General features: G+C 69.4%; 15 protein-coding genes and 1 pseudogene. 6 read left to right on the top strand and 10 right to left on the bottom strand.

Going from position 1 to position 22,083, the window contains the following annotated elements:
• The first annotated feature begins 65 nt into the window (after positions 1–65).
• A complete protein-coding gene (locus DIZ27_RS20000) occupies positions 66–2,486 on the top strand; it encodes a serine hydrolase (RefSeq protein WP_309074881.1) in 2,421 nt (806 codons plus the stop codon).
• Positions 2,479–3,495: a serine hydrolase gene (locus tag DIZ27_RS19995; RefSeq protein WP_181383607.1), complete on the top strand. Its 1,017-nt coding sequence runs from the start codon at positions 2,479–2,481 to the stop codon at positions 3,493–3,495. The genes DIZ27_RS20000 and DIZ27_RS19995 overlap by 8 nt, the downstream gene beginning before the upstream one ends.
• Positions 3,496–4,044: 549 nt before the next feature.
• Here the strand turns inward: DIZ27_RS19995 and DIZ27_RS19985 are convergent.
• The 4 genes from DIZ27_RS19985 to DIZ27_RS19970 all read right to left on the bottom strand — a co-directional run bounded on the left by DIZ27_RS19985 (position 4,045) and on the right by DIZ27_RS19970 (position 9,890).
• Complete coding sequence (locus DIZ27_RS19985; RefSeq protein WP_109379792.1) at positions 4,045–6,501, bottom strand: ABC transporter permease; 2,457 nt, start codon at positions 6,499–6,501, stop codon at positions 4,045–4,047.
• The gene (locus tag DIZ27_RS19980; RefSeq protein ID WP_109379791.1) at positions 6,495–7,232 is read right to left on the bottom strand and encodes an ABC transporter ATP-binding protein; all 738 of its coding nucleotides are present in this window, start codon (positions 7,230–7,232) and stop codon (positions 6,495–6,497) included. Before DIZ27_RS19980 ends, DIZ27_RS19985 begins: the two co-directional genes overlap by 7 nt.
• 120 nt (positions 7,233–7,352) lie before the next feature.
• Positions 7,353–7,868, bottom strand: a complete 516-nt coding sequence (locus DIZ27_RS19975; RefSeq protein WP_109379790.1) for a DedA family protein — start codon at positions 7,866–7,868, stop codon at positions 7,353–7,355.
• 174 nt (positions 7,869–8,042) lie between these two features.
• On the bottom strand, positions 8,043–9,890 hold the full coding sequence (locus DIZ27_RS19970; RefSeq protein ID WP_109379789.1) for an AfsR/SARP family transcriptional regulator: 1,848 nt from the start codon (positions 9,888–9,890) through the stop codon (positions 8,043–8,045).
• Between the two features lie 264 nt (positions 9,891–10,154).
• Between DIZ27_RS19970 and DIZ27_RS19965 the strand changes: the two genes are divergently transcribed.
• The 3 genes from DIZ27_RS19965 to DIZ27_RS19955 all read left to right on the top strand — a co-directional run bounded on the left by DIZ27_RS19965 (position 10,155) and on the right by DIZ27_RS19955 (position 13,428).
• Entirely contained in the window at positions 10,155–11,453 is a 1,299-nt protein-coding gene (locus tag DIZ27_RS19965) for a sensor histidine kinase (RefSeq protein WP_181383606.1), read from the top strand.
• Positions 11,417–12,085, top strand: coding sequence for a response regulator transcription factor (locus DIZ27_RS19960; RefSeq protein WP_258308467.1), 669 nt, complete (start codon positions 11,417–11,419; stop codon positions 12,083–12,085). Before DIZ27_RS19965 ends, DIZ27_RS19960 begins: the two co-directional genes overlap by 37 nt.
• Positions 12,086–12,552: 467 nt before the next feature.
• Positions 12,553–13,428 (top strand): helix-turn-helix transcriptional regulator, encoded by an 876-nt coding sequence (locus DIZ27_RS19955; protein ID WP_109379786.1) that lies wholly within the window; start codon positions 12,553–12,555, stop codon positions 13,426–13,428.
• A 25-nt stretch (positions 13,429–13,453) separates the two neighbouring features.
• On the opposite strand, the gene DIZ27_RS19950 is transcribed toward DIZ27_RS19955, so the two are convergent.
• From DIZ27_RS19950 to DIZ27_RS19940, 3 genes are read right to left on the bottom strand one after another with little or no spacing between them, the layout of a single operon-like run.
• A complete protein-coding gene (locus DIZ27_RS19950; RefSeq protein ID WP_109379785.1) occupies positions 13,454–13,903 on the bottom strand; it encodes an NUDIX hydrolase in 450 nt (149 codons plus the stop codon).
• Between the two features lie 23 nt (positions 13,904–13,926).
• Positions 13,927–15,207: an MAB_1171c family putative transporter gene (locus DIZ27_RS19945; protein ID WP_109379784.1), complete on the bottom strand. Its 1,281-nt coding sequence runs from the start codon at positions 15,205–15,207 to the stop codon at positions 13,927–13,929.
• Between the two features lie 7 nt (positions 15,208–15,214).
• A complete protein-coding gene (locus DIZ27_RS19940) occupies positions 15,215–15,781 on the bottom strand; it encodes a hypothetical protein (protein WP_258308466.1) in 567 nt (188 codons plus the stop codon).
• 60 nt (positions 15,782–15,841) lie between these two features.
• Here DIZ27_RS19940 and DIZ27_RS45175 point away from each other — a divergent pair, with 60 nt between their 5' ends.
• Positions 15,842–16,150, top strand: coding sequence for a hypothetical protein (locus tag DIZ27_RS45175; protein WP_146228965.1), 309 nt, complete (start codon positions 15,842–15,844; stop codon positions 16,148–16,150).
• A gap of 602 nt (positions 16,151–16,752) precedes the next feature.
• Here DIZ27_RS45175 and DIZ27_RS19935 read toward each other — a convergent pair.
• The 3 genes and pseudogenes from DIZ27_RS19935 to DIZ27_RS19925 all read right to left on the bottom strand — a co-directional run.
• Positions 16,753–17,199, bottom strand: a pseudogene (locus tag DIZ27_RS19935) (rhomboid family intramembrane serine protease); the annotation flags it as partial.
• A 616-nt stretch (positions 17,200–17,815) separates the two neighbouring features.
• The gene (locus DIZ27_RS19930; protein ID WP_109379783.1) at positions 17,816–18,040 is read right to left on the bottom strand and encodes a tautomerase family protein; all 225 of its coding nucleotides are present in this window, start codon (positions 18,038–18,040) and stop codon (positions 17,816–17,818) included.
• A 21-nt stretch (positions 18,041–18,061) separates the two neighbouring features.
• Complete coding sequence (locus tag DIZ27_RS19925) at positions 18,062–21,964, bottom strand: amino acid adenylation domain-containing protein (RefSeq protein ID WP_109379782.1); 3,903 nt, start codon at positions 21,962–21,964, stop codon at positions 18,062–18,064.
• Positions 21,965–22,083 lie beyond the last annotated feature (119 nt).

Below are 22,083 nucleotides of genomic sequence, written 5' to 3'. Positions count from 1 at the left end.
GCGGCCGGACACAGTGAGCAGCGACGGCCACCCCCGGCCGAGGAAAAGAGGCCCACCATGCCCCGATCCCTATCACCCACCGGGGGCTCGCGCACCGGGTCACCTGGGCGGTCCGCGAACACGGCCTCGGCCCCGCCGACCGCATCCTCCACAAGACGTCGATCGGCTTCGACGCGGCCGGCTGGGAGCTGTTCGCCCCCCTGGTCTGCGGCAGTGCGGTGGTGCTCGCGCCGGCCGGGGCGGAACGGGATCCGGCCGCGCTGCTGCGTTCCGTCGCCGACCACCGGGTGACGGTGCTGCAGGTGGTGCCGTCGGTGCTGCGCCTCCTGGTGGAGACGGAAGGCTGGGGCTCATGCACCGCGCTGCGGCTGCTGTGCTCGGCGGGCGAGCAGCTTGAGGGTGGACTGGCTGGTCACTTGCAGGCGTTGTGTCCGGGCATGGAGCTGTGGAACACCTACGGCCCCAGCGAATGCACCATCGACGCCACCGCGTACCGGGTCCCGTCCGGCCTCGCCGCAGGGCCGGTGCCGATCGGCCGTCCCCTTCCGTACGCTGGCGCCCGGGTCCTGGACGCCGACATGCGCAGGGTGCTGGTCGGGGTGACCGGTGAGCTCTACATCGGGGGCGCCGGGCTGGCGCGTGGCTACGCGGGCCGGCCGGACCTGACCGCTGACCGATTCGTACCCGATCCGTATGGTCCGCCCGGTGCCCGCCTCTACCGGACCGGCGACCTGGCGCGGGTGCTGCCGGACGGCACGATCCAGTACGTGGGGCGGACGGACGACGAGGTCAAGATCAACGGGGTGCGGGTGGCCCCGGCGGAGGCCAGAGCGGCGCTGCTTGTCGCGCCCGGAGTACGGGACGCGGTCGTGGTCCCGTGGCGGGACCACCAGGGCGAACAGCGGCTGGTGGCCTACGTGGTGGCTGAGGACGTCGATCCGGCCAGGCTGCGCCGCCTGCTCTCCGCCGTCCTGCCCGCCGCCCTCGTTCCCGCCCTCTTCGTCCCGCTCGAACGCATCCCGCTCACGGTGAACGGCAAGCCGGACCGGGCCGCCCTCCCGGCGCCCGAGCCGGCCGGGGACCGTACCCATGTGGCCCCGAGTACCCCCATCGAGCGGGCGATCGCCGAGATCTGGTCCCGGGTGCTCGGCCTGGAGCGGGTGAGTGCGCACGACAACTTCTTCGACTACGGCGGGGACTCCCTGCTGGTCATCAGGGTGATCGGCGCGGCACGCCGCCGCGGTCTGCCGCTGACCCTGCGGATGCTGTACGAGTACGACACCCTGGCCGCCCTGGCCGAGGCCGTCGACTCACTGATGGAAGGACAGGGCATGACAACCGACGCACATCCGACTGCCGAGCCGGTCCGGGCCGTCCTCTTACCACGGACGTTCCGGCGGGAACTCCAGGAGCTCATGGCGTCCCACCACGTCCCCGGTGTGAGCATCGCGCTGCTGCGCGGCGGCGAGGTGGTGTCCGTGGAAGGGTACGGGGTGACGGCCGCCGACCGCCCCGAACCGGTCACCCCCCGCACCGCCTTCCAGGTGGCCTCGGTGAGCAAGCACGTCACGATGCTGGCCGTGCTCCAGCTCGTCGGTGACGGTGTGCTCAACCTCGATGCCGACATCAACCGGTACCTCACCACATGGCAGGTCCCGGACGGCGCCCGGATCACCCTGCGGGAGCTGATCAGCCATCAGTCGGGCCTCAGTCACGTCCCCCCGACCAACTACCTGCCCGCCGAGCCCATGCCGGAGATCCCCGAGATTCTCGAGGGCCGCCCGCCCGCCACCAACGCGCCGGTGCGGGCCGAGCACCCGGCCGGCACCGTCTTCAAGAAGACGAACATCAACTTCTCGGTCCTGGAGCAGTTGCTCCTCGACGTCACCGGGGAGCCCTTCGAAGCGATGATGCGGCGCCTCGTCCTGGACCCGCTGTCCATGGCAGACAGCAGCTTCGACCAGAACCACCCCGGCGTCGCACCGGCCCCGGTGGCTGTCGGCCACGATCCGGACGGTGCCCCGATACCCGGCCGCTGGCGCGTCCGCAACGAGGTCGCGGCCGGCGGGCTGTGGGCGAGTGCCGAGGACCTCGCCAAGGTGGCGCTGGAGGTCCGCCGCGCCTACCTCGGCGAACCCGGCACCCTGCTGAGCCGCCCACTGGCGCAGCAGATGCTGACGATCTGGCATCCCGGCAGTTTCTACGGCCTCGGCACCGTCGTCGACACCACCGGAGGCGATGTGGAGTACGGCCACGGTGGCCGTACCGTCGGCTACCGCGTCGGCTACCGCGTCGGCACCTTCACCCGCGTCGACAGCGGCGAGGGTCTCATCGTGCTGACCAACTCCGAGAACGGCAAACAGGTCAACACCTTCATCGCGGACACCGTCCGACGGGCGGGCGGCGGCCTCGGCACCGGGGAGATGATCGCCACCTGGGCGCATGCCGACGACGAGCCTGTGGAACGGGTGGCGTCGGGTGAATGAGGCGCTCGAACAGGCGGTGGGCAGGCACCCGGACGACGAGGCCACCGCGGTACTCCTGCGGGTCGAAGGACCACAGGGCCCCTGGTCGGCGGCGTCCGGGGTCGCCGACCTCACCACCGGCGAACAGGCCGGCCTCGACCACAAGTTCCGCATCGGCGGAGTCACCAAGACCTTCGTCGCGGCGGTCGTGCTCGGGCTGGTCGACGACGGCCTGATCGACCCGGACGAGCCGGTCGAGCGCCACTTGCCCGGGCTGCTCCAGGCACCCGTGACCGTACGCCAGCTCCTCGACCACACCAGCGGGCTGGCCGACGACAGCGACGTCCGCTACAACGACACACCCTGGTTCCTGCGCCACCGCTTCGACGTCTTCACCCCCGCGCAGCTGATCGACCTCGCCCTGCGGGAGCCGCTCACCTTCGCCCCCGGCACCCGGCAGCAGATCACCCGTGCCAACTATGTGGTGGCCGGGATGCTCGTCGAACAGCTCACCGGACGCCCGTACGCGCAGGACATCGAGGAACGCATCCTGCGCCCTCTCGGGCTGACCGCGACCACACTGCCGGGCGCCGACCCCACCATGCCCGCACCGCACATCCGTGGGTACGAGAACGGGATCGACGTCACCGAACACAGCCCCACGATTCACGGTGCCGCAGGCGAGATGATCTCGTCCGTCCCGGATCTGGACCGGTTCCTGACGGCCCTGTTCGACGGTGAACTCCTCACTGCCGAGAGTCTCGCGCACATGTTCCGGGTCCCGGACGTTCCGTACGTCAGAGGCGGCCGGGCCTTCTGCGGCGCGGGACTCGACAGCATGGTCCTGCCCGGCGGTACCACCGTGTGGGGCATGGCGGGCGTCGTCCACGGTTACCTCAGTGGCATAGGGGCCACCCGCGACCTGGAGCGCCGCGCCGTGTACATGATGAGTCCGCGCACCCGGGGGACCCTACGAGTGCCGCCGACGGTCCAGTCGCTGCTCACTGCGGCCCTCACACCAGGCCACTGACACACAAGGCGGGCCCGGTACTCACCGGAGTGCCGGGCCCGCGGTGTCCGCGGACGGTCGTGAGGGAGCAGCGTCCATGTCGGGGCCGTGCTGCTGCTCCGTACCCTCCGCAGGGCCGGACCGGATCAGGTGATACCGGCGGCTCCGTCACTTCGACCGGCAGCACGACGACCTCCTCGTCGTCGACAACATGCTTGCCGCGCACGGCCGCTCACCGTTCACCGGCCACCGGAAGACCGCGGTGGCGAGGGCGAACCCCTCCGCTCCAGTTGCAGACCGATAAAGCAGCCGGACCGACACACCCCCAGACGACAACGCCGGACCCCCCCACCGCGGTGGCGGCTCACGCGCCAGGCAACGGCCTCAGAGCACCGTGCCACCCGCACAGAGCCCCCTCGCCACCTCACCCGGACAAGGCCCGACGGCGGGGACGCCTCCCAAAGGCGTCCCCGCCGGCGGGCGTCCGCGTCGCGGTCACGAGGGTGTCGCGCGACGCGGAGGCGGCGCCGGACGGAACGGGGGATAACCGCTCGGCGCCGGGTCAGAAGGTCACTCCCGTGTGCCCGCCAGCTCCACCGCCCTGTGGCGCAGGGAGAGGCCGGCCGGAGCGACCGCCGAGATCACGGCGAGCACCGCGCAGGCACCCAGGGCCGCCGCGAGCGTGGCCCACGGGATCTCGATGGACGTCCACACCGAGAGCAGGCCCAGCGCGCTCCACATGCCCACCAGGTTGAGCCCGGCGACCAGCGCTCCCAGCAGTCCGCCGACCATGACCACCATCAGCGCTTCGGCGCCCACCAGCCGCAGTACCTGCCACCTGGTGGCGCCGGCCAGCCGCAGCACGGCCAGCTCACGGACCCGGTCGGAGGTCGCCATGACCATCGTGTTGGCCAGCGAGATGCCGGTGTAGAGGAGAGCGATCCCGAGGACCAGGAAGAAGCCCATCCGGGTCGTCCGGTTGGTCTCGGGGTACGTCGCCCGCACCCAGGCGTCCCTGGTGAGCACATCCCCGCCCGACGCCTGCACCGCCTGACGCAGACCGGCGGCCACGGTGCCCGCGTCGGCGCCGTCCGCGAGGCGTACGTCGACCCGGTCGACGGGCGCCGCGGGGGCGTTGCGCGGGGTGACGTAGACGCCGTTGTTGCCGGTGCCGATGGTCATGACCGCGGCGATCTTCAGGGACTTCTGCGTGCCGTCGCCGAGCCACACGTCCACTCGCTCGCCCACGGTGTGCTTCTCCCACTCCTCGTTGACGATGATCGAGTCGTCGTCCAGATCGCTCACCTTCCCCGCGGCAAGCGGGAGACGGGCCGTTGCCGCGAGTGGTTCCGGCTCGACGGCCCTGGCATCGGACCTGATGAGCGCTACGCCGTCCTCCAGGACGTAGACGGCGCTCGACGAACTCGCCGAGACCTCGGCACCGGACACGGCCCGAAGCCGCCGCAGCGTCACCTCGTCGAAGCCGGCGTCGCCCGCCGGAGTGACCGCGAAGTCGGCGGCCGTCTGCTCGCGCACCTCGGTGGCCTTCGCCTCGTTGAGGGTCGCGGTGGCGCCGAGCAACGAGCCCGCCAGCGCGACCGTGACCAGTACGGGCGCCGCGACGGCGGCGGTGCGGCGCACCCCGGCGGCGGCGTTCTCCCGCACCAGCATCCCGCCGGCGCCAGGCAGTTGAGCCGGCAGCCAGGCGATCAGCCGGGCCAGTGGCCGCACCAGCACCGGCGCGAGCAGCGCGACCGCGGTGATCAGCAGCATCGGCCGGCTCACATAAGTCTTGCGCTGCAGCAGGTCGCCCGGGTTCGTCACCAGGGCCAGGGCCAGCGTCATCACCGCGGTGATCAGCAGAGCCGCGCCGAACAGCCAGCGGCCCCATGTCATCGCCCGGGTGTCCACGGACGCCTCGCGCAGTGCCTCGGTGGGACCGGTGCGCCCCGCCCGCCAGGACGCGGCCAGCACCCCGCACAGGGCCACGAACAGGCCCGTCCAGAACGCCATGTGGTAGGGCCAGGTGTAGTCGCCGATGGTGAACCAGCGGGGCGCGAGGCTCTCGTCGACCGCCCACTCGGCAAGCTTCGGAGCCCCGTAGGAACCGAGCACACAGCCGGTGGCCGAGGCGAGCACACCGACCCCGAGCGCCTCGTGGACGACCATGCGGCGGATCTGCCCCGGGGTCGCCCCGGCGGTGCGTAGCAACCCGAACTCGCGGCGCCGCTGAGCCACCGCGAACGCGAAGGTCGAAGCCACCACGAACACCGACACGAACCCGGTGACGCCGCCGGCCGTGCCGAACATGGCGTTCATCGCGGTGAGGGCCTCGCTGTCCCGGTCAGGGTCGGCGTCGGCGTACCGGCGCGCGTCCCCGGTGAGGACCTGAACGCCCTCGCTGCCGCGCACCGCCTCGCGCACGGCCGCCGCATCGGCGTCGACCACGAGCTGGAGGCTGCGCGGCGACAGTTCGGCGGCGCGGGTGTCGCTGTAGAACACGGCGTTCTCGAAGCCGAGCCCGGCCACGGTGCCGACGACGCGCACCATGCCGCCGTCGGTCCGCACCCGGGCGCCCGGACGGGCCCAGCCACCGCTGACGACGACCTCGTCAGAGGCCTCGGGCGCGCGTCCCGCGTCGAGCTCGTACGGCGCGAAGGCCGCAGTGGACCAGGGGTGGCCCACCAGATCGGCGGGCCCGCCCTCGGCCCGCACGGCGAACGACCGGTCCTCGACGACGGTCCCGAGGTCGCGCAGCTTCGCGACCGCGTCGTCGGGCACGGCACGCGGCTCCGCGAGCTTCTGGATGCGGTCGCCGATCGAGGTGGGCACCTCAAGGGTGTCCCGGCCCTTGACGACGACCGGCGCGGCGGCGAACCGCTCCGGCCTCCGATCGGGTGCGTCCAGCGAGGACGCCAGGGCCAGCCCCATGACGGCGATCAGCGCCACACCCAGGGAGAGGGCGACGAAACTGCCGACGAAGGTGACCCAGCGGGTGCGCAGGGTGCGCAGCGTGGTGCTCAGCACGGCGCCGCCTCAAGCTTGGTCATGCGCGCCGCGATGTCCTCGGCGGAGGCGCCGATCAGCTCGCCGTTGACACGGCCGTCGACGAGGAAGACGACGCGGTCGGCGTAGGAGGCGGCGATGGGGTCGTGGGTGACCATGATGATCGTCTGGCCGTCCCGGTCGACCATGCCGCGCAACAGGGTCAGCACCTCGCGGCCGGTCTGCGAGTCGAGCGCACCGGTCGGCTCATCGCCGAACAGCACTTCGGGGCGTGTGATCAGGGCGCGGGCCAGGGCAACCCGCTGCTGCTGGCCGCCGGACATCTCCGTCGGCCGGTGCCGCGCCCGGTCACCGAGTCCGACCTGTTGGAGCACCTCGCGCACCTGGGACTTCTTCGGGCGGTGGCCGGCCAGCCGCAGCGGCAGGGCCACGTTCTGCTCGGCGGTCAGCGAGGGCAGCAGGTTGAACGCCTGGAACACAAAGCCGATGCGCTCGCGGCGCAGCAGGGTCAGCTTGGTCTCGCTCAGGTTGGTCAGCTCCGTGTCGCCCACGGTGACCGAGCCCGACGTGGGCCGGTCCAGGCCCGCGGCGCACTGCAGCAGGGTCGACTTGCCGGACCCGGAGGGGCCCATCACGGCGGTGAAGCTCCCCCTCGGGAAGGCGAGCGATACCTGGTCGAGGGCGGTGACGGACGTGCCGCCCGAGCCGTACCGTCGGGTTACGGAGCGCAATCGGATCGCGTCGTTGCTCATGTGTTCCAACTCGTGTCTGTGTCGGTCCTCCCGCGACCTGGGCGGGACGGAAACTTCGGGGAACGGCTTAGTACCGGCCGTTCTCGGGGCAGCCCGGTCACCCGGGTCGGTCAGGGCCGGTCACCCGGGTCCGGCCGGGCCCATGACGTAACCGATCAGGACGAAGGCAGGTGCCCAGACCGCGCTGCTGAGCACGGACCAGAGCAGATAGCGGTGCAGCGGCATCCTGGTCGCCCCGCACAGGGTCGGTACGAGGGTGCGCAGGACGGCGGTGAAACGGCCCACGAACACCGCGCCGCCGCCCTGACGCTCGATCAGCCTCAGGGCGCGCTCGGTGAACCGGCGGTGGCGGGAGCGGCTCGTCATCCGCGCAATCAACCGCTCCTTCCAGCGGCTTCCGATGGCGTACCCGGCCAGGTTGCCCAGCACCGCGCCGACAAGCGCGGTCAGCAGTGCCGCCTCGACAGTGACGTGCCCGTGCCAGGCAAGCACCCCGCTCAGCACCACCGCGGTCTGACCGGGCAGCAAAGCACCGATGACCGGGAGCGCCGCCTCCAGAGCGGGCAGCAGCAGCACTGCGGCGAGGATGCCGAAGCTGCCATGCACCAGCATCTGCTCAGCCAGCCATGCCATCATGGGGCGCCGCCTCCCTCGTCTCCGTACTGCCTCCACGAAACCGCGGGGGACCCTCGCGATGCACTGCGGCAGAGACGAGACTTGGGGTAGTGCCAAACCTACCCCCCGGCGTCGGGCCCGGCTCACCCCTGGCCGCGGCCACCGGGGCCGCTGCCTCGTGGGAGGCGACGCCGCTCAACCCGCCCGCAACAGCTCGCCCTCCGTAGGGAAGTCCTCCAGGCTCGCCGCGGTGAGACGGAGCAAGGGGTGGAAGCAGTAACAGGGCGTGCCCGTGGCGTCGATGCCGCGTACCTCCAGAAGCGACGCCTCGACCAGCCGTTCCAGGAACTCCTCGGCCACGTTCTCGGGCAGCCCGAGCAGCACCGCAGCCGCCATCGCGGTGAACTCGCCTTCCGCACGCACGGCGATTCGACGAATCAACTCTCCTTCCAACAGCGGACGTTGCAGCAACGCCGTGGACAGCGTCCGCCTCACGTCGAGCGTGCCCACCCGCAACTCCTCGATGCGGGAGATCGGATCCGTCAGGCGGCGCACGAGCCGCGCCATCGGCCAGTGCGGCCGGGCGGCGAGCCGGACGGCGGCAGCCCGCAGCGCGAGCGGCAGCCGTCCGCAGGCCTCGACGACGGCGTGGGCCGCCTCGGGCTCCGCGGCGATCCGGTCGCCCCCGGCGATCACGGAGAGCAGGTCCAGCGACTCACCGGTCTCCATGGGGTCCAGTGCCAGGGTCCACGAACCGGGCACCGCGGAGAGCCGGTTGCGGCTCGTCATCAGGACGGCGGAGTCGGTCGTGGCCGGCAGTAACGGGTCCAGCTGCAGCTCGTTCGCGGCGTCGTCCAACAGGATCAGCAGCTTACGGCCCGCCGTCCGGGTCCGGTACCTGTGGACCAACTCCTCCGTCCGGGTGGGCTCGCCGTTCGGGGCCGGCACGTTCTCGGAGCTCTCGCCGAGCGCCCGCAGCAGCGTGACCAGGGTCTTGTCGCAGTCCGCGGCGGTGCCGTCGTCGGCGCGCAGCCGGGCGTACAGCAAGCCGTCCGGGAACTGGTCGGCCACGGCGTGAGCGACCCGTACGGCGAGCGCGGTCTTGCCGACCCCCGGCATTCCGGTGATCAGCAGTCGGCGCGGCTGGAACACGGCACGCCCGTTCGCCGCCGTCGGCGTCAATCGCCTGCACAGCACGTCGAGCTCCCGCTCCCGGCCTGTGAAGTCGGTTGGTGTCGCCGGAATCATGACAGGCGGCGCGGTCACCGTCGGCATACCGGACGTCAAGCTCGGCGCGGGCTGCGGGAGGGTGTCCAATTCTCCGCTCAGCAAGGACTGGTAGGCAGCGGTGAGATCAGGCCCGGGGTCCACGCCCAGTTCCTCCGCGAGCACCTCGCGCCCCTCGTGATAAGCGCGCAGCGCCTCGGCCTGCCGCCCGCACCGGTACAGCGCGGCCATCAGCTGCGCACGCAGTCGCTCGCGTACCGGGAACTCGCCAACGAGCCAGGTGAGTTCGGAGGTGAGCCGCCCATGCCTGCCGAGCGCGAGGTCCGCCTCGATCCGGTGCTCCAGGGCGCTCATCCGGGCCTCCTCCAGCTGCGGCAGCTCCGCCTCCGCGAGGTGCGGCGTGACATTGGCCAACGCCGGTCCCTGCCACAGATCGAGTGCCTGTCGAAGCGTTTCGGCGGCCTGCGTGAACCGCCGTTCCTCCATCGCCCGCCGCCCGAGCCGCTCCAGCCGCTCGAACTCGACGACGTCGACACGCGCCCCATCAGCGACCAACTGGTAGCCGGGCTGGCGGCGGACCAGGTCGACCTCGGGTCCGATGAGTTTTCGAAGCCTCGATATGTAGGTGTAGATCTGAGCGTTCCACGTGGCAGGCGGATCCCACCCCCACAGCAGTTCGCTCAGCTTCCCGTCACTCACCACGCGACCACGGGCGAGCAGCAGCACGGCCAGAACCGTGTGCATCTTGGTGCCCGACAGCGCGATGCGACGCACCTCGTCTCTCGCCTCGACCGGACCGAGAAGCTGGAATTCCACGTAAACTCCCCCACTTGCCTGACGGCGGCCGAACGAAGGCGGCCACAGCCGGATCAGAACGTCAGAATGTCGGTCTTGCGAAACTTGTTTGCGTCACAAGTCGGCGGAACTACGCCTTCCTGTTGGCGGCAGCCTGCGGTGGCAAGCCCCTGCACTCCTCGCCCCGTGCCTCTGGGTCCGGTACGGGGGGTGGGGCTGGCCCTACCCCCGATCCGCGCCCTGGACCGATGGCACCGGGCGGGTTCGCCCGCCTACGGTGACCCCATGCACCCTCGGAATGTGTGGCAGGCCATGGCCCAACCGGGCTTCCTGCTGTCGGCCTGGCCCTGGCGCTCCGTCGCGTATCTGCTCACCGGCGCGGTGGCCGGCGCCGCCGTCCTGGTGGCGATCGTGACGGTGGCGGCTGTCTGCGGGGCGCTCGCCCTCGTCCTGGTGGGGCTGCCCCTGCTCGTCGTGGTCGCCCTCAGCGGGATCCCGGTGGCCTGGGTGGAGCGGCGCAGGCTGCGCCTGATCGACCGCGATCCGGCATTCAGCCAGCACCAGGAGCCGACCGCACCGGGGTTGTGGACCTGGCTGACCACCCGGCTGCGTGAGCAGGCGACCTGGCGGGAGCTCGGACACACGCTGCTGTTCGCCGGGCTGCTGTGGCCGGTCGACGCCCTGGCGGTCACGGTCGCCCTGCTCTTCCCGCTGTCCATGGTCGTCGCTCCGCTGATGATGGCCACGGTCGGCGGCGGCCACGAGACGAAGGTGCTCAAGCAATGGACGATCACCACATGGCCGACCGCGTTCGGCGTCGCCGTGCTCGGCCTGCTCCTCATGGGCCTGTGCTGCTACGTGCTCGGTATCGCGGCGGGCGCCCGCGCCGAGCTGACCCGGCTGCTGATCGCCTCCCGCGAGGGCGAGCTCGACGCCAAGGTGGTCGAACTGGCCCGCTCCCGCTTCCGCTTGGTGGACGCCTTCGAGGCGGAGCGGCGCCGCATCGAGCGCGATCTGCACGATGGCGCCCAGCAGCGGCTGGTGGCCCTGACGATGGCCCTCGGTCTGGCCCGGCTGGACGCACCGCCCGGCCAGCTCGCCGACCAACTCGCCAAGGCCCACGAGGAAGCGGGCAAGGCGCTCGCGGAGCTGCGCGAGCTCATCCAGGGCATCCACCCCAAGATCCTCGCGGACTACGGTCTGGAGGCCGCCGTCGCTGACGCCGCGGACCGCTCCGTGGTCCCCGTCGACGTCGACCTCGAACTGCCGGGTCGGCCGCCCCAGGCGGTTGAGTCCGCGGCGTACTTCGTGGTCTGTGAGGCGCTCGCCAACGTTGCCAAGCACAGCGGGGCCGACCGTGCGCAGGTGAGCGGCCGTCACCGCGACGGCCGCCTGTTCCTCCAGGTGCGCGACGACGGCCGGGGAGGCGTGGACCCCTCGGCAGGCAGCGGACTCACCGGTCTCGCGGACCGGGTGTCGGTTCTCGATGGCAGACTTGCCCTGTCCAGTCCGCCGGGCGGACCGACCCTGTTACTTGTGGAGTTTCCTTGCGAGTTGACAAAAGCGGCCGATCGCTCCGCATAGTGCTGGCCGAGGACAGCGTGCTGCTGCGGGAAGGACTCATCGGCCTGCTCAGCCGCTGTGGAAACGAGGTGGTGGCGGCCGTGGGGGACGCGGAGGCGCTGGTCGCTGCGGTCGAGGAGCACGCCCCCGACATTGTGGTGACGGACGTGCGCATGCCGCCCGGTTTCCAGGACGAAGGGCTGCACGCGGCGGTGCGGCTGCGAGAGCAGCGGCCCACTCTGCCGGTCCTGGTCCTCAGCCAGTACGTGCAGCGGACTTACGCCTCCGAGCTCTTGGACTCCGGTGACGGCACGGGGGTCGGCTACCTGTTGAAGGACCGCGTTGGCCAGGTCGAGGAGTTCGTCGATGCACTGCACGAGGTCGCGGACGGCGGGACGGTGGTCGACGCAGAGGTGGTGCGCCAGTTGCTGCGCCGCCGCCGCGATCCGCTGGGGCGGCTCACGCCGCGCGAGCGCGAGGTGCTGGCGCTGATCGCGGAGGGCAAGTCCAACGGCGCGATCGCAAAGGAGCTGGTGGTCTCCGAGGCCGCGATCGGCAAGCACATCAGCAGCATCCTCACGAAGCTGGACCTGCCTCCGGCGGACGAGACCCACCGCAGGGTGCTGGCCGTCCTCGCCTACCTGCGGGCCTGACCGGCGGCCCGGGCGTAACGGGGCACCGCACGGCCTTCGAGAGAAGCCTGAGGCTCTCGCTGCGACCAAGCCCGGTTTCGTGTCCAACCTTTCGATCTCCAAATGCGACACCCCTGTTGGTTGAGCTGTACTGACATGTGTGGAGCCCTGATGCGGTCCTGGCCGTAGTGGAGACGACCCGTGCTGGTGATATCTCTCGTGCATGGATGTGCATGGGTGGCAACGCCAACGCCGTCGACGCACCCTTCGGGACTGCGTATGTCCGGCCCTGGCCGTCACACGACCTCGGACCTTTGTGGCCGGGGTCGAGCCGCTTCCCTGAGGGAAGCGGGTCGCTCTACAGTGAGTAAATTGGGCAGTTGATCCGCAGGCAGCCGCCCCGGCAATCACTAAAAGGTGAAGCTATCGCCTTCCAGTGATCCGATCAAGTGGCCAGAGTGCTTACGCGAACCCTATGGAGTACCTGTATGCCCGACCGAGTCTTCGACGGCAGCAAGCTGCGCGATCGCCGCGTGGTCAAGCGCCTGTCGCAGGCTGACCTGGCCGCAGGCTTGAACGTCAAGACGAACGCCGTCTACCGCTGGGAGAACCAGTTGGCCACGCCGCCGCAGGAACGCCTGCCGGCGATCGCCGCGATGGTCGGGGCCGAACTCGACGAGCTCTTCCCGCGGCTGGGGCCACCCAACCTCGCCGATCTGCGCTGCGACGTCGGCATGAGGCAGTCGGACACCACGCGCTACACCAATACGGCGTCGCCGATGCCGATCCGCGCAGCCGAGCGGGGAAGGCGAGCACTGTCCGATGAGGCGGTGACGGCTCTGGCGGCCGCTTACAACGTCACCCGCGCAGAACTGCTGGCCGCACAGAGGCGATCGTTCGGTCACGACGTGCCGGTCGTGAAGCCAGAGAAGACGACATCGTCGCCACGGGTCGGCGACACTATTGCCGAGAAGATCAATTACTTGCAGACGGAGGTCTTCGACGGGGTTGTGCCCTCGGATGCGGATCTCGCCTCGTCCGGCAACCGCAAGAGTGGCCAGTCTCTCTTGACGGAGGAACTGGTGAGGGACCTGCGCGCGGGTAGACGGCTCACCGCCCCGGATGACGTTCTCGAAGCCCTGGCTTTGGCTTTCGATGTCCCTCCGGTGTTCTTCCGTAGCAGCGATCCGGAGATCGGCCGCTTGGTCGTCTCGGCGTGCGCCGTGCGCAGTCAGTTCACGGTCATGGCCGCGCGTGGCGGAGAGCAGAAGGTTTCGCAGGAAGTGCGGGATCAACTCCGGGACTTCATCAGCGACACCATGGCGGAGATCCTCGGCTCCGATGCGGACGACGTGCCGACGTAGCAGTCGCCCCCACCGTCGGTATCTCCTAGCCCACGACCTCCAGGTGGACGGTACTGCTACCCATGAGCGCGCCGAGCGCCGCGTCCCACAAGGGTCTGCGCGACGACGGGATCTCGTTCGGGGAGATCTCACTAGGTGTGCTGAAGCGGAAGGCTGTGAGCTCGCTTTCCTGCAGCACGATCGCCTGCTGCTGCTCAGCGGTGAGCGTTCCGCCGTCGAACACCCAGTAGATGTGCGCACCGTCCGCGGTGTGCACGTAGGCGGACAGCAAGAGGCGTCCAGGCGTCCGGTCGATGCCGAGTTCCTCCTTGAGCTCACGCCGGCATGCCTGTCTGGGTGTCTCGCCCTCGTCGACTCCGCCGCCTGGCAGATTCCAGCCATCCTTGTATCCGGGCTTGACGATGAGGTACTCACCATCGTCATTGGCCAGGACGGCCGCAGCCGACATGGTCGGTCGAGCGGGGCTGGCGTTCATCAGTTGCTCCTTGCCTTTGGGGATCAGGCGTAGTCGGCAGTGGTCCTCGCCAGTAGGGCGAGGGCTTCGAAATTGCGAATGCGGCTGTACGCGGCGGCCACAGCCCGCAAGTGCGGCACTTCGTGCCGTGGGTCGGCACCCGGGTCGAAAGGGTACGGTGCCAGAGTGGTCGGCTTGCCGGGAACCGTAGGCTCTTCGCACAGCAGAGCAGAGCGGATCCACAGTGCCTCGGCCCGGATCTCGGTGCCGTGGAGGTCATCCGGCACACTCCGCGCATAGTCGCGGGCCCGCTCGACAAGGTCTGCTGGAGCTCGTCGCCGCAGTTCGAAGATCACGTCGCGGATGTCGACCGTGTAGCGATTGAGGCGCACGAGCAAGGAAGCGTCAGGGCTCGCGAACACGTCGCGGAAAGTATCGAGAGCCTGGCCGACGAACGGCAGGCGCGCGAAGAGCCGGCTGGGCCTGTAGCGAACGACGTCAGGCGCGGCCATTGCCAACTCCCTCCAGAGCCAGTGCAGCGAGAGGAGGCTGCGGACCGCCCGGTACCGCTTGGAGCCCGCTCGGCTGACGGGCGCTATGGCGCCGATCCCCCAGAGCAGCGAGAACAGGTAGAGCAGGGAGTCGGTGAGTGCCTCCTGGGTCTGGCTGGTGTTGTCGGACACCGTCGTCACAGTGATCGTCACCACGAAAGCGATGCGCAGCAGCACGTAAAGCACGGCCAGGGCCATCGCGCAAGACATGAGGAGCATCCCGATACGGACCGACCGAACCGGGGTCGCTCGGGCTGCGCCGCCCCATTGGACGGCGCAGACCGCGGCGGCCGCGCCCATGTAGAGGTAGAACAGGCCCATGTAGATCGGCAGACCCAGATCTCCTTCGTGGCGCTCCAGGAAGAACAGGGTGCTGGTGTCCGGCGGGTCCAGCAGCAAGAAGAAGGCGGCCGCCATGACGGCGATCGTGCCGACCGAGGCGCGCGCAGCGATCCGGTGGACGACGGCGGATATGCGCGCGCTGCGTCGCACCTCGGCGTCCGCGTAGACCGCGGTGACATAGCGGAGCAACACGCAGATTCCGACGATCGCCGTGGAGTGCTTGACCAGGAAGCCGAGATCGGGGACGCCTGTTGCGTCCAGAAGATCGTTGACCGTCGATGTCCGGCACAACCAGCTCACCACAAGCGCGGCGAAAGCGCCCCACAGCGAGCGCTCGCGACGGCGCCCGTTCCAGGCGGACTTGGCCCTCAGAACGGCCTGGATGATCAGAAGGCCTGCGATCGCGTAAGCGAACGCATCGGTCACAGTCATGGCTTCCCTACAGGCCGGTATTGTTATTGAACGGGTTGGCGAAGTCTTCGGCGAGGCGCCGGGCTACGGAGTCTTCGATGAGGTCGGAGTCGGTGGCCAGCTGGTTGATGAGGGTGGCCGCGTCCTCGGTGCGCTGCTCGATGGCGGTGTCGTAGCGGTGCCGTCCGGCGGCTTGGCCAGCAGCTACCAATTGCTCGACTCGCGCCGGTGTGAGGTCGCGTAGGACCTCATCGGTACCGATGACGCCAGTAGCATCCTCGGCCCAGAGGTGGACGAGCTCGTGCATTTTGATCTGCCGCTCGTGCGATGGCGAAACGCCCTCGAGATGAAGGATCAGGTCGAGCGGCCGGAGGTCGTGTTTGATCCAGAGGCCGCAGAAGCCAGTGAGGTTGGCGAGGTGGGCCGGCATCGGCTTCAGGACGATACGTCGACGGCGGGCCTGCTCGATATTCTCAACGAACCGATCGAAATCGAAGGGCCGTGGGATCGGCATGGAGGCCACCAGGCGCTCGGTCTCATGCCGCAAAAGGCGTCGTCTACGCCGGGCTCGCAACTGGTCGAGGGGACCGTTCATGACACCTGAGTCAGGGTGCTGCCTCATCCGCGTCATCACTCACGCCCCCTCCTTGGCCTCATGCCTGAAGAGAAGAAGAGCGTGCAGCCGACAGCGCGCGCAAAGAACGACGAACGGCAGCGCAACAAGCGTTTTCAAGCCCGATATCGCGCTGGGCAGTGCCGTAGTGAAGCGCCAGAATCTTTCAGCAGGCAACTCGACAGACATTCTCGTGAGGAACAATGGATGGAAGGCGCGGAAATATGGGGTTATCTGGGCAGCGTTTCCCGCTGTCCGATATGGGCGCATTCATTCATGCCCTTCCCTCATTTGCTATTCGACCACTCGGCTGCAGAGCTCATCAGTTATTGGCTCGATGATCGCGGCTGACTCAATCACCGTCTGAGCACCAGCACACCCCTCGGCGATAAGGTTGGCGAAAATGGCTTCTATCGATGGCGTGTTCGAGTCGGTCTATCGCAACGCCGTCATCTGCCGCATCCGCGGTGTGCCTCGGCCTGGACCCACCGCACGACGGCTGGGGTGCGGAAGGCGGAACGAGGAGAGGTGCCTGCTGGCCTGCGATGATGGGAGTTCTCACGCTTCCATCCGCTGCAGCCGGAAAGGCGCCTCGTATGGGAAGACGACTTCACCGACCTGTGGACCGCCACCGGACAGTGTCTGCGCACTTGAACCCACTGCCTCGACCTGCCCGCTCACCGCCCGTGGGCCCTGGAGAACCCGTCACCGGAACGGTCATCCGGCATGCAGCCCTGCCCGAAATCGAGAGAACTGCCTGAAAATGAACGACACTGCGCGACCGAAAGTCATGCGGTGGATCCGGGGTGAGTCCTGCCAGAAGCTCAAAGATCCAGTAAAACATGCGAGTGGTTGAATCGCTCAATGACTGGCGGCTGACCTGAGAATGCAAATGTCTCTTATGCAAAGTGACTCCGGGTTTCCTGGTGCTGCCCGGCCCCCGGCGTGCGGCCCTACCAGTCCCCTCGGGTCTGCCGTCCGAAGAGGATGCCGGCCGGTTCGGGGGGTGGGGGAGTGCCCGGTTTGAGGGGCCAGGCGATCAGCATGCCGACGACGAAGCCGACCACGTGGGCCGCGTAGGCCACCGTCCCGGCGCCGGTGATGCCCGCACCGGCGGAGCAGGCCGCCTGCAGCAGGAACCACAGGCCCAGGACGATCCAGGCCGGCAGGCGCAGGGGCAGGAAGATCAGGAAGGGGACGAGGACCCAGACGCGGGCCTTGGGGTAGAGGACCAGGTAGGCGCCGAGCACCCCCGCGATGGCTCCCGAGGCGCCGATCAGGGGAGTGGTGGCGTTGGGGTTCGTGAGGGCGAATCCGTAGGCGGCCGCGTAGCCGCAGACCAGGTAGAACAGCAGGTACCGCAGACGGCCCATGCGGTCCTCGATGTTGTTGCCGAAGATCTGAAAGGTGGGCATCAGTGCAGGTCACAGGCGTGATTGCTGAGCCCTGGTCAGCAAGTAGCCAGCAAGCGGCGAGCGGAAGGCCCCGCCTTGCTGACCGCGGGCGCGTCAGCGGGACGAGGAAACCGGGTATCGACCCCAGGACGCGGCGGTCGAAAGGCTGACGGAGCTGTACGCCGACCGGAAGAAGATGTCTCCCTCGGTGGCGGAGGCGCGACGGGAACTGGGGCAGCAGACGATGGAGGAGTACGCCCAGACGTGGTTGCCTCGGCAGCGCCAGATAACCGAGTGCTCGGCCGCAAAGGCCCTGGCGAGTCACTTCAAGGCATAGATCAACCCGGTGATCGGATCGCGGAAGCTGAATGCGGTGACACCGACCGTGGTGGAGGATTTTCTCGATCACTTGGAGGAGGAGGGGGTGGGCCGTGGACACCAGTTGAACGTCTACAGGGCCCTGTCGGCTCTCCTCCGGGATGCGTTTGAGAAGGGGGCCCTTGGACACGGGCCCCCTTCCAGGCAATGCCGTGGGACGCGGCCGGGACGTACCCGTCCGGCTCATTTCAACGGAACGGGTGCGGGCCGAACGCGGACGTGATCAACCGACGGTGACCGCGGCTCAGTACGAGGGCACCTTCAGCAGCTGGTCGCGGCGGTCCGCGATCTCCGGCTGGTAGACCTCGGTGTACCACACTTCGGGCTCGACGGGCTGCAGCGCGATCGACACGGCGCCGCCGTCGACGCCGAAGGCCTCCTGAACGGCCTCGCTGATGCGGGCGGCGAGGCGGACGCGGCGCTCGTCGTCGAGCGGGGCGGGGAAGTGCTTGACTGTCACGTGGGGCATGGTCCTGCTCCTTCTCGGGCGTCAGATGATCGAATGGCGGATGACATGGGCGAGTTCGTCCACACCCGGGTCCCGCAGGAGCCCGTAGTGGGTCGTGTCCAGGCGGACGACGGTGGACGCGCCGGCCGCGAAGGCCGGGTCGCGTTCGATGAAGGACTCCTCGTCGCCGTGGGCCACGAGGACGGTGACCGGGGCCGTGACGGGGCCGGGTGCCGGTTCCCAGCCGTACGTACGGCAGGCGACGCGGATGACCCGGCGGACCGTGGTGGGGCCGAGGTCGGGGAAGTGGCGCAGCACGAACCGCGCGAAGCTCTCCTCGTCGGTGCCCTCGCGCAGACAGGCGTCGAGCAGGGGGCCGTCGGTGCGGCCGGCGAAGACGGAGTACAGGATCGTACGGAACGTCCGGTCGCCGAAGTCGGCTCCTGCCGCCGTCCAGGACGGTGGGCCCGGCAGCCGTGGTGAACCGGGCGCGAGGAGGACCAGGCGGTCGACCTCCTCGCCCGAGTGCTCCAGACGGCGCGCGGCGGTGAAGGCGACCCGCGCGCCGAAGGAGTAGCCCCACAGCGTGTACGGGCCCTCGGGCTGCACCCGGCGCAGGGCACGTACGTCGGCCGCGGCCATCTCCTCCAGGCTGTCATGGGGGATTTCGCCCTCGTTGAGGCCGTACGCCTGGATCCCGTACAGGGTGTGGGAGTCCGGGCCCTCGGCCAGGCGGGAGGCGAGCAGCCGCAGGTTCATGGCGTAGCCGCCGAGGCCCGGCCAGCACAAGACGGGCCGGTCGCTGGTGCCGTCCGGCCGCGGGTGTGCCGCACGGTGGTCCCGGGACAGGGGTACCAGCCGGGGCGGCGGGGCCGTGTCGGCGGCGATGCGTTCGGCGAGCTGCTCCACCGTGGGCGCGGTGAACAGCACCTGCAGGGGTAGGGAACAGCCGAACTCGCGGTTGACCCGGTGCACCAGGGACACCGCGATCAGGGAGTTGCCGCCGCAGGCGAAGAAGTCGTCCCTGACGGAGATCACGTCGCGGTGCAGGGCCGCCTTCCACAGCTCGCACAGGCGGGCCTCGGTGCGGTTGCGGGGCGGTACGACGGGCCGGACGCCGCGGGCCACCGCGGTGTCCGCGAGCTCGGTGAGGTCCTGGACGTCCAGCTTGCCGTTGGCGGTGTGTGGCAGCCGCTCCAGGATCAGGATCTGGTTCGGGACCATGAACTCGGGCAGCCGGGCGGCCAGGTCGTCCTTGACCAGCTCGGCCGGGCCCTTCATGTGGACGGTGTCCTCGTACATGCCCTCGTGCGCGATCTGGTCGTCGCTTATGCGGCCGCCGACGCAGAAGTACAGGGGCCCGGTGGGCAGGCCGAGGCCTTCGAGCAGCGTGGTCATGCGGCGGGCGGCGGGCAGGTCGCGGCCCGAGCGCGAGCTGTAGCCGGCTGGCATGAAGCCGAGGCCGGCCGTGTTGTGCTGGAGGTACTGCAGGGCCCGGCCGAGGTTCACGTACTCCGGTTCGTCCCCGGGGGTGTGGACGGTGAGGGTGATGCCGAGGGACGCCCGTTGGTAGACCTGCTGGTTGATGGCGATGACGTGCCGCCTGAGCACCAGCTCGTCCGCGATCCGCTCCAGGCGGCCGGCGCGGTGGCGGTACTGGCCGGAGCGCAGGCCCGTACCGCTGCCGGGGTGGATCTGGACGTGGACGTCCACGCGGTCGCGCCACTCGGGGCGGGTGCCGGGGTCCGCCGAGGTCAGGGCGTACGAGCCGAGGCAAGGGTCGTCGTCGGCGCAGCCGCACCGGTCGCAGACCCGCGGGTCGTGGGGCAGCGTCCGCAGACCGAGGCCGTACACGGGCAGGATCTCGTCGAACAGGCCGAGCATGTGACCGGTCTCGATCTCCAGGACTTCCTGGATGTTGGTCTTGTAGACCGGTTCGATGGCGGATCTGCGGCCCACGAAGTGGAAGGTGATGCCGGGCGCCGCGTCGGTGGCGTGGGCCGGGCGGACGAGGACCAGCTGGTGGCGCAGCGGGTGGTAGTAGTACAGGCCGGGGGCGAGGCCGGGCAGGCAGCCCGTGATCTCGGCGTAGAGCTGGGTGGCGTACAGCGACCCCGGAGACGCGTAGGCGTACTTGGGCAGCAGGCGTTCGGCACTGGTGTGCGGGCCGAAGTCCCTTAGGATGGCGCCGAGTTCGGTGAGCGTGAGCTGCTCGGGGCGGCGCGGCGGGGCCGAGGGCACCACGCGGGAGAGCGCGGCGAGGATGTCCTGCTCGGTGGGTGCTCCCCCCTCGTAGAAGCGGTAGGTCTTGCGGGCGAAGGCGCGACGGCGCTGTTCGGGCGTGGCCTCGGCGCCGGGCAGGTCCACGGCCCGCGCCTCCGCGAGGTCGTCGCGGACGCCCGCCGTCGACAGCTGTGCCCGGACCTGGAGCCTGGAGTCCTTCGAGATGTGATGGTCGCCGAACGTGCCCTGGTCCATGAGCGCGGCCTCGCGCGGGCTGAGTTCGAGGCAGGCGACAAGGTTCTGGAATCCAGTGCGCGGGTCGTCGCGGACCAGGACGGCTGCGTTCTTGACCCAGTCGTGCGCCTCGATCGCCAGGCGTATCTCGTCCAGCTCGATGCGGTGGCCGCGCAGCTTGACCTGGTTGTCGGCGCGGCCCGTGAACTGCACGGTGCCGTCGGCGTTCCAGTGGGCCAGGTCGCCCGTGCGGTAGAGCCGGTCGTGCGGCGCGGGGTGCGGCGACGGGACGAAGTGCTCCGCGGTCAGGTCAGGGCGGTGCAGATAGCCGCGGGCCAACTGCACTCCACTGATGTGCAGTTCACCGGTCTCGCCGGGGCCGGCCGGGCGGCCCCGGTCATCCAGGACGTGGTAGCGCAGGCCCGGTACGGGGCGGCCGATGGGCACCGACCGCGGACCGTCCTCCGGGGCGAGGACCGCGGGGTCGACGGTGTGCGCGGAGGTGTTGATGGTGCACTCGGTGGGGCCGTAGAGGTTCACCAAGGTGCAGTGCGGCAGGGTCCTGGTGCAGTGCAGTGCGAGTTTCCGGGACAGGCTCTCACCGCCGCTGAATATCTGTTGCAGAGAAGTGCAGCGGCTCATGTCCTGGTGGTCGAGCAGCGCGGCGAGAAGGGTCGGAACGCATTGCAGCGTGGTCACCGAGTGCACCGCGATTTCGTCGATGATACGGCCCGGGTCGCGATGGGAGCCGGCCGGCGCCATCACCGTTCTGGCGCCGCATGCGGGGGCCAGGAACTCCCATTGAGCGGCGTCGAAACTGAGGGGTGTCTTCTGCAGGACGACTTTATCGGGGCCGAGCCCGTACGCGCTCTTCAGCCAGGTCATCTGATGGGCGATGGCGCGGTGCTCGATCATCACGCCCTTGGGGCGTCCGGTGCTTCCCGAGGTGTAGATGACATAGGCCAGGTCTTCCGGACCCGGTTGTGGAAGCGGAATGCTCTGCATGTTTTCGTCGAGGCTCTTCCTGAACTCCTCTACATTTCTTTCCGTGACGATGCGAACCCCGGTTCCCGCGAGTTCTCGGGCTCGGTCGAGTAGTTTCTCCTCGGTGTGCACGACCGTGATTCCGGAGTCCTCGATCATGGTGCGAATGCGTTCGTCCGGATATTCCGGCGACAGCGGCAGATAGGCGCCGCCCGAACGCAGGATGCCCCAGACCCCGACCGCCTGCTGCAGCCCCGGGCTGGTGAACAGACCGACGCAGGTGTCCTTGCCGACGCCGAGAGTGCGCAGGTGGAGTGCCAGGTAGCGAGCGGCCTCGGTCAATTCCCGGAACGTCAGGGTGTCGTTGCCGTGACCGACCGCGACGGCGTCGGGCCGGGTCCGCACCTGTGCGTCGAGCAGTTCGATCAGGTCGCCGACGCCGGCGGATTCCTCGGTTCCGGCCGATTCGATTCCGGTTTTCCCGGTGTTGTTCACCGTACTCATTTCTCCCCCATCTCCGTCCCGTCCTCCCCCTCGAGCGGAAGAAACTATGGGTTCGGAGCGCCGATCTTGGCAAGGGTCGACTCTCGGCACGACAGGATGCTGCAGCATGGGCCCTATGT

This window comes from Streptomyces sp. NWU339 (assembly GCF_003143855.1).
Classification (GTDB): Bacteria; Actinomycetota; Actinomycetes; order Streptomycetales; family Streptomycetaceae; genus Streptomyces.
The sequence above is the reverse complement of the archived record's forward strand: the minus strand, read 5'-3'. Positions and strand labels throughout refer to the sequence as shown.

Coding starts and splice junctions, on each gene's coding strand:
- DIZ27_RS19980 (WP_109379791.1), bottom strand. CDS start 7,232: ATGAGCAACGACGCGATCCGATTGCGCTCCGTAACCCGACGGTACGGC.
- DIZ27_RS19975 (WP_109379790.1), bottom strand. CDS start 7,868: ATGATGGCATGGCTGGCTGAGCAGATGCTGGTGCATGGCAGCTTCGGC.
- DIZ27_RS19965 (WP_181383606.1), top strand. CDS start 10,155: ATGCACCCTCGGAATGTGTGGCAGGCCATGGCCCAACCGGGCTTCCTG.
- DIZ27_RS19955 (WP_109379786.1), top strand. CDS start 12,553: ATGCCCGACCGAGTCTTCGACGGCAGCAAGCTGCGCGATCGCCGCGTG.
- DIZ27_RS19950 (WP_109379785.1), bottom strand. CDS start 13,903: ATGAACGCCAGCCCCGCTCGACCGACCATGTCGGCTGCGGCCGTCCTG.
- DIZ27_RS19945 (WP_109379784.1), bottom strand. CDS start 15,207: ATGACTGTGACCGATGCGTTCGCTTACGCGATCGCAGGCCTTCTGATC.
- DIZ27_RS19940 (WP_258308466.1), bottom strand. CDS start 15,781: ATGAACGGTCCCCTCGACCAGTTGCGAGCCCGGCGTAGACGACGCCTT.
- DIZ27_RS45175 (WP_146228965.1), top strand. CDS start 15,842: ATGCCTGAAGAGAAGAAGAGCGTGCAGCCGACAGCGCGCGCAAAGAAC.
- DIZ27_RS19930 (WP_109379783.1), bottom strand. CDS start 18,040: ATGCCCCACGTGACAGTCAAGCACTTCCCCGCCCCGCTCGACGACGAG.
- DIZ27_RS19925 (WP_109379782.1), bottom strand. CDS start 21,964: ATGAGTACGGTGAACAACACCGGGAAAACCGGAATCGAATCGGCCGGA.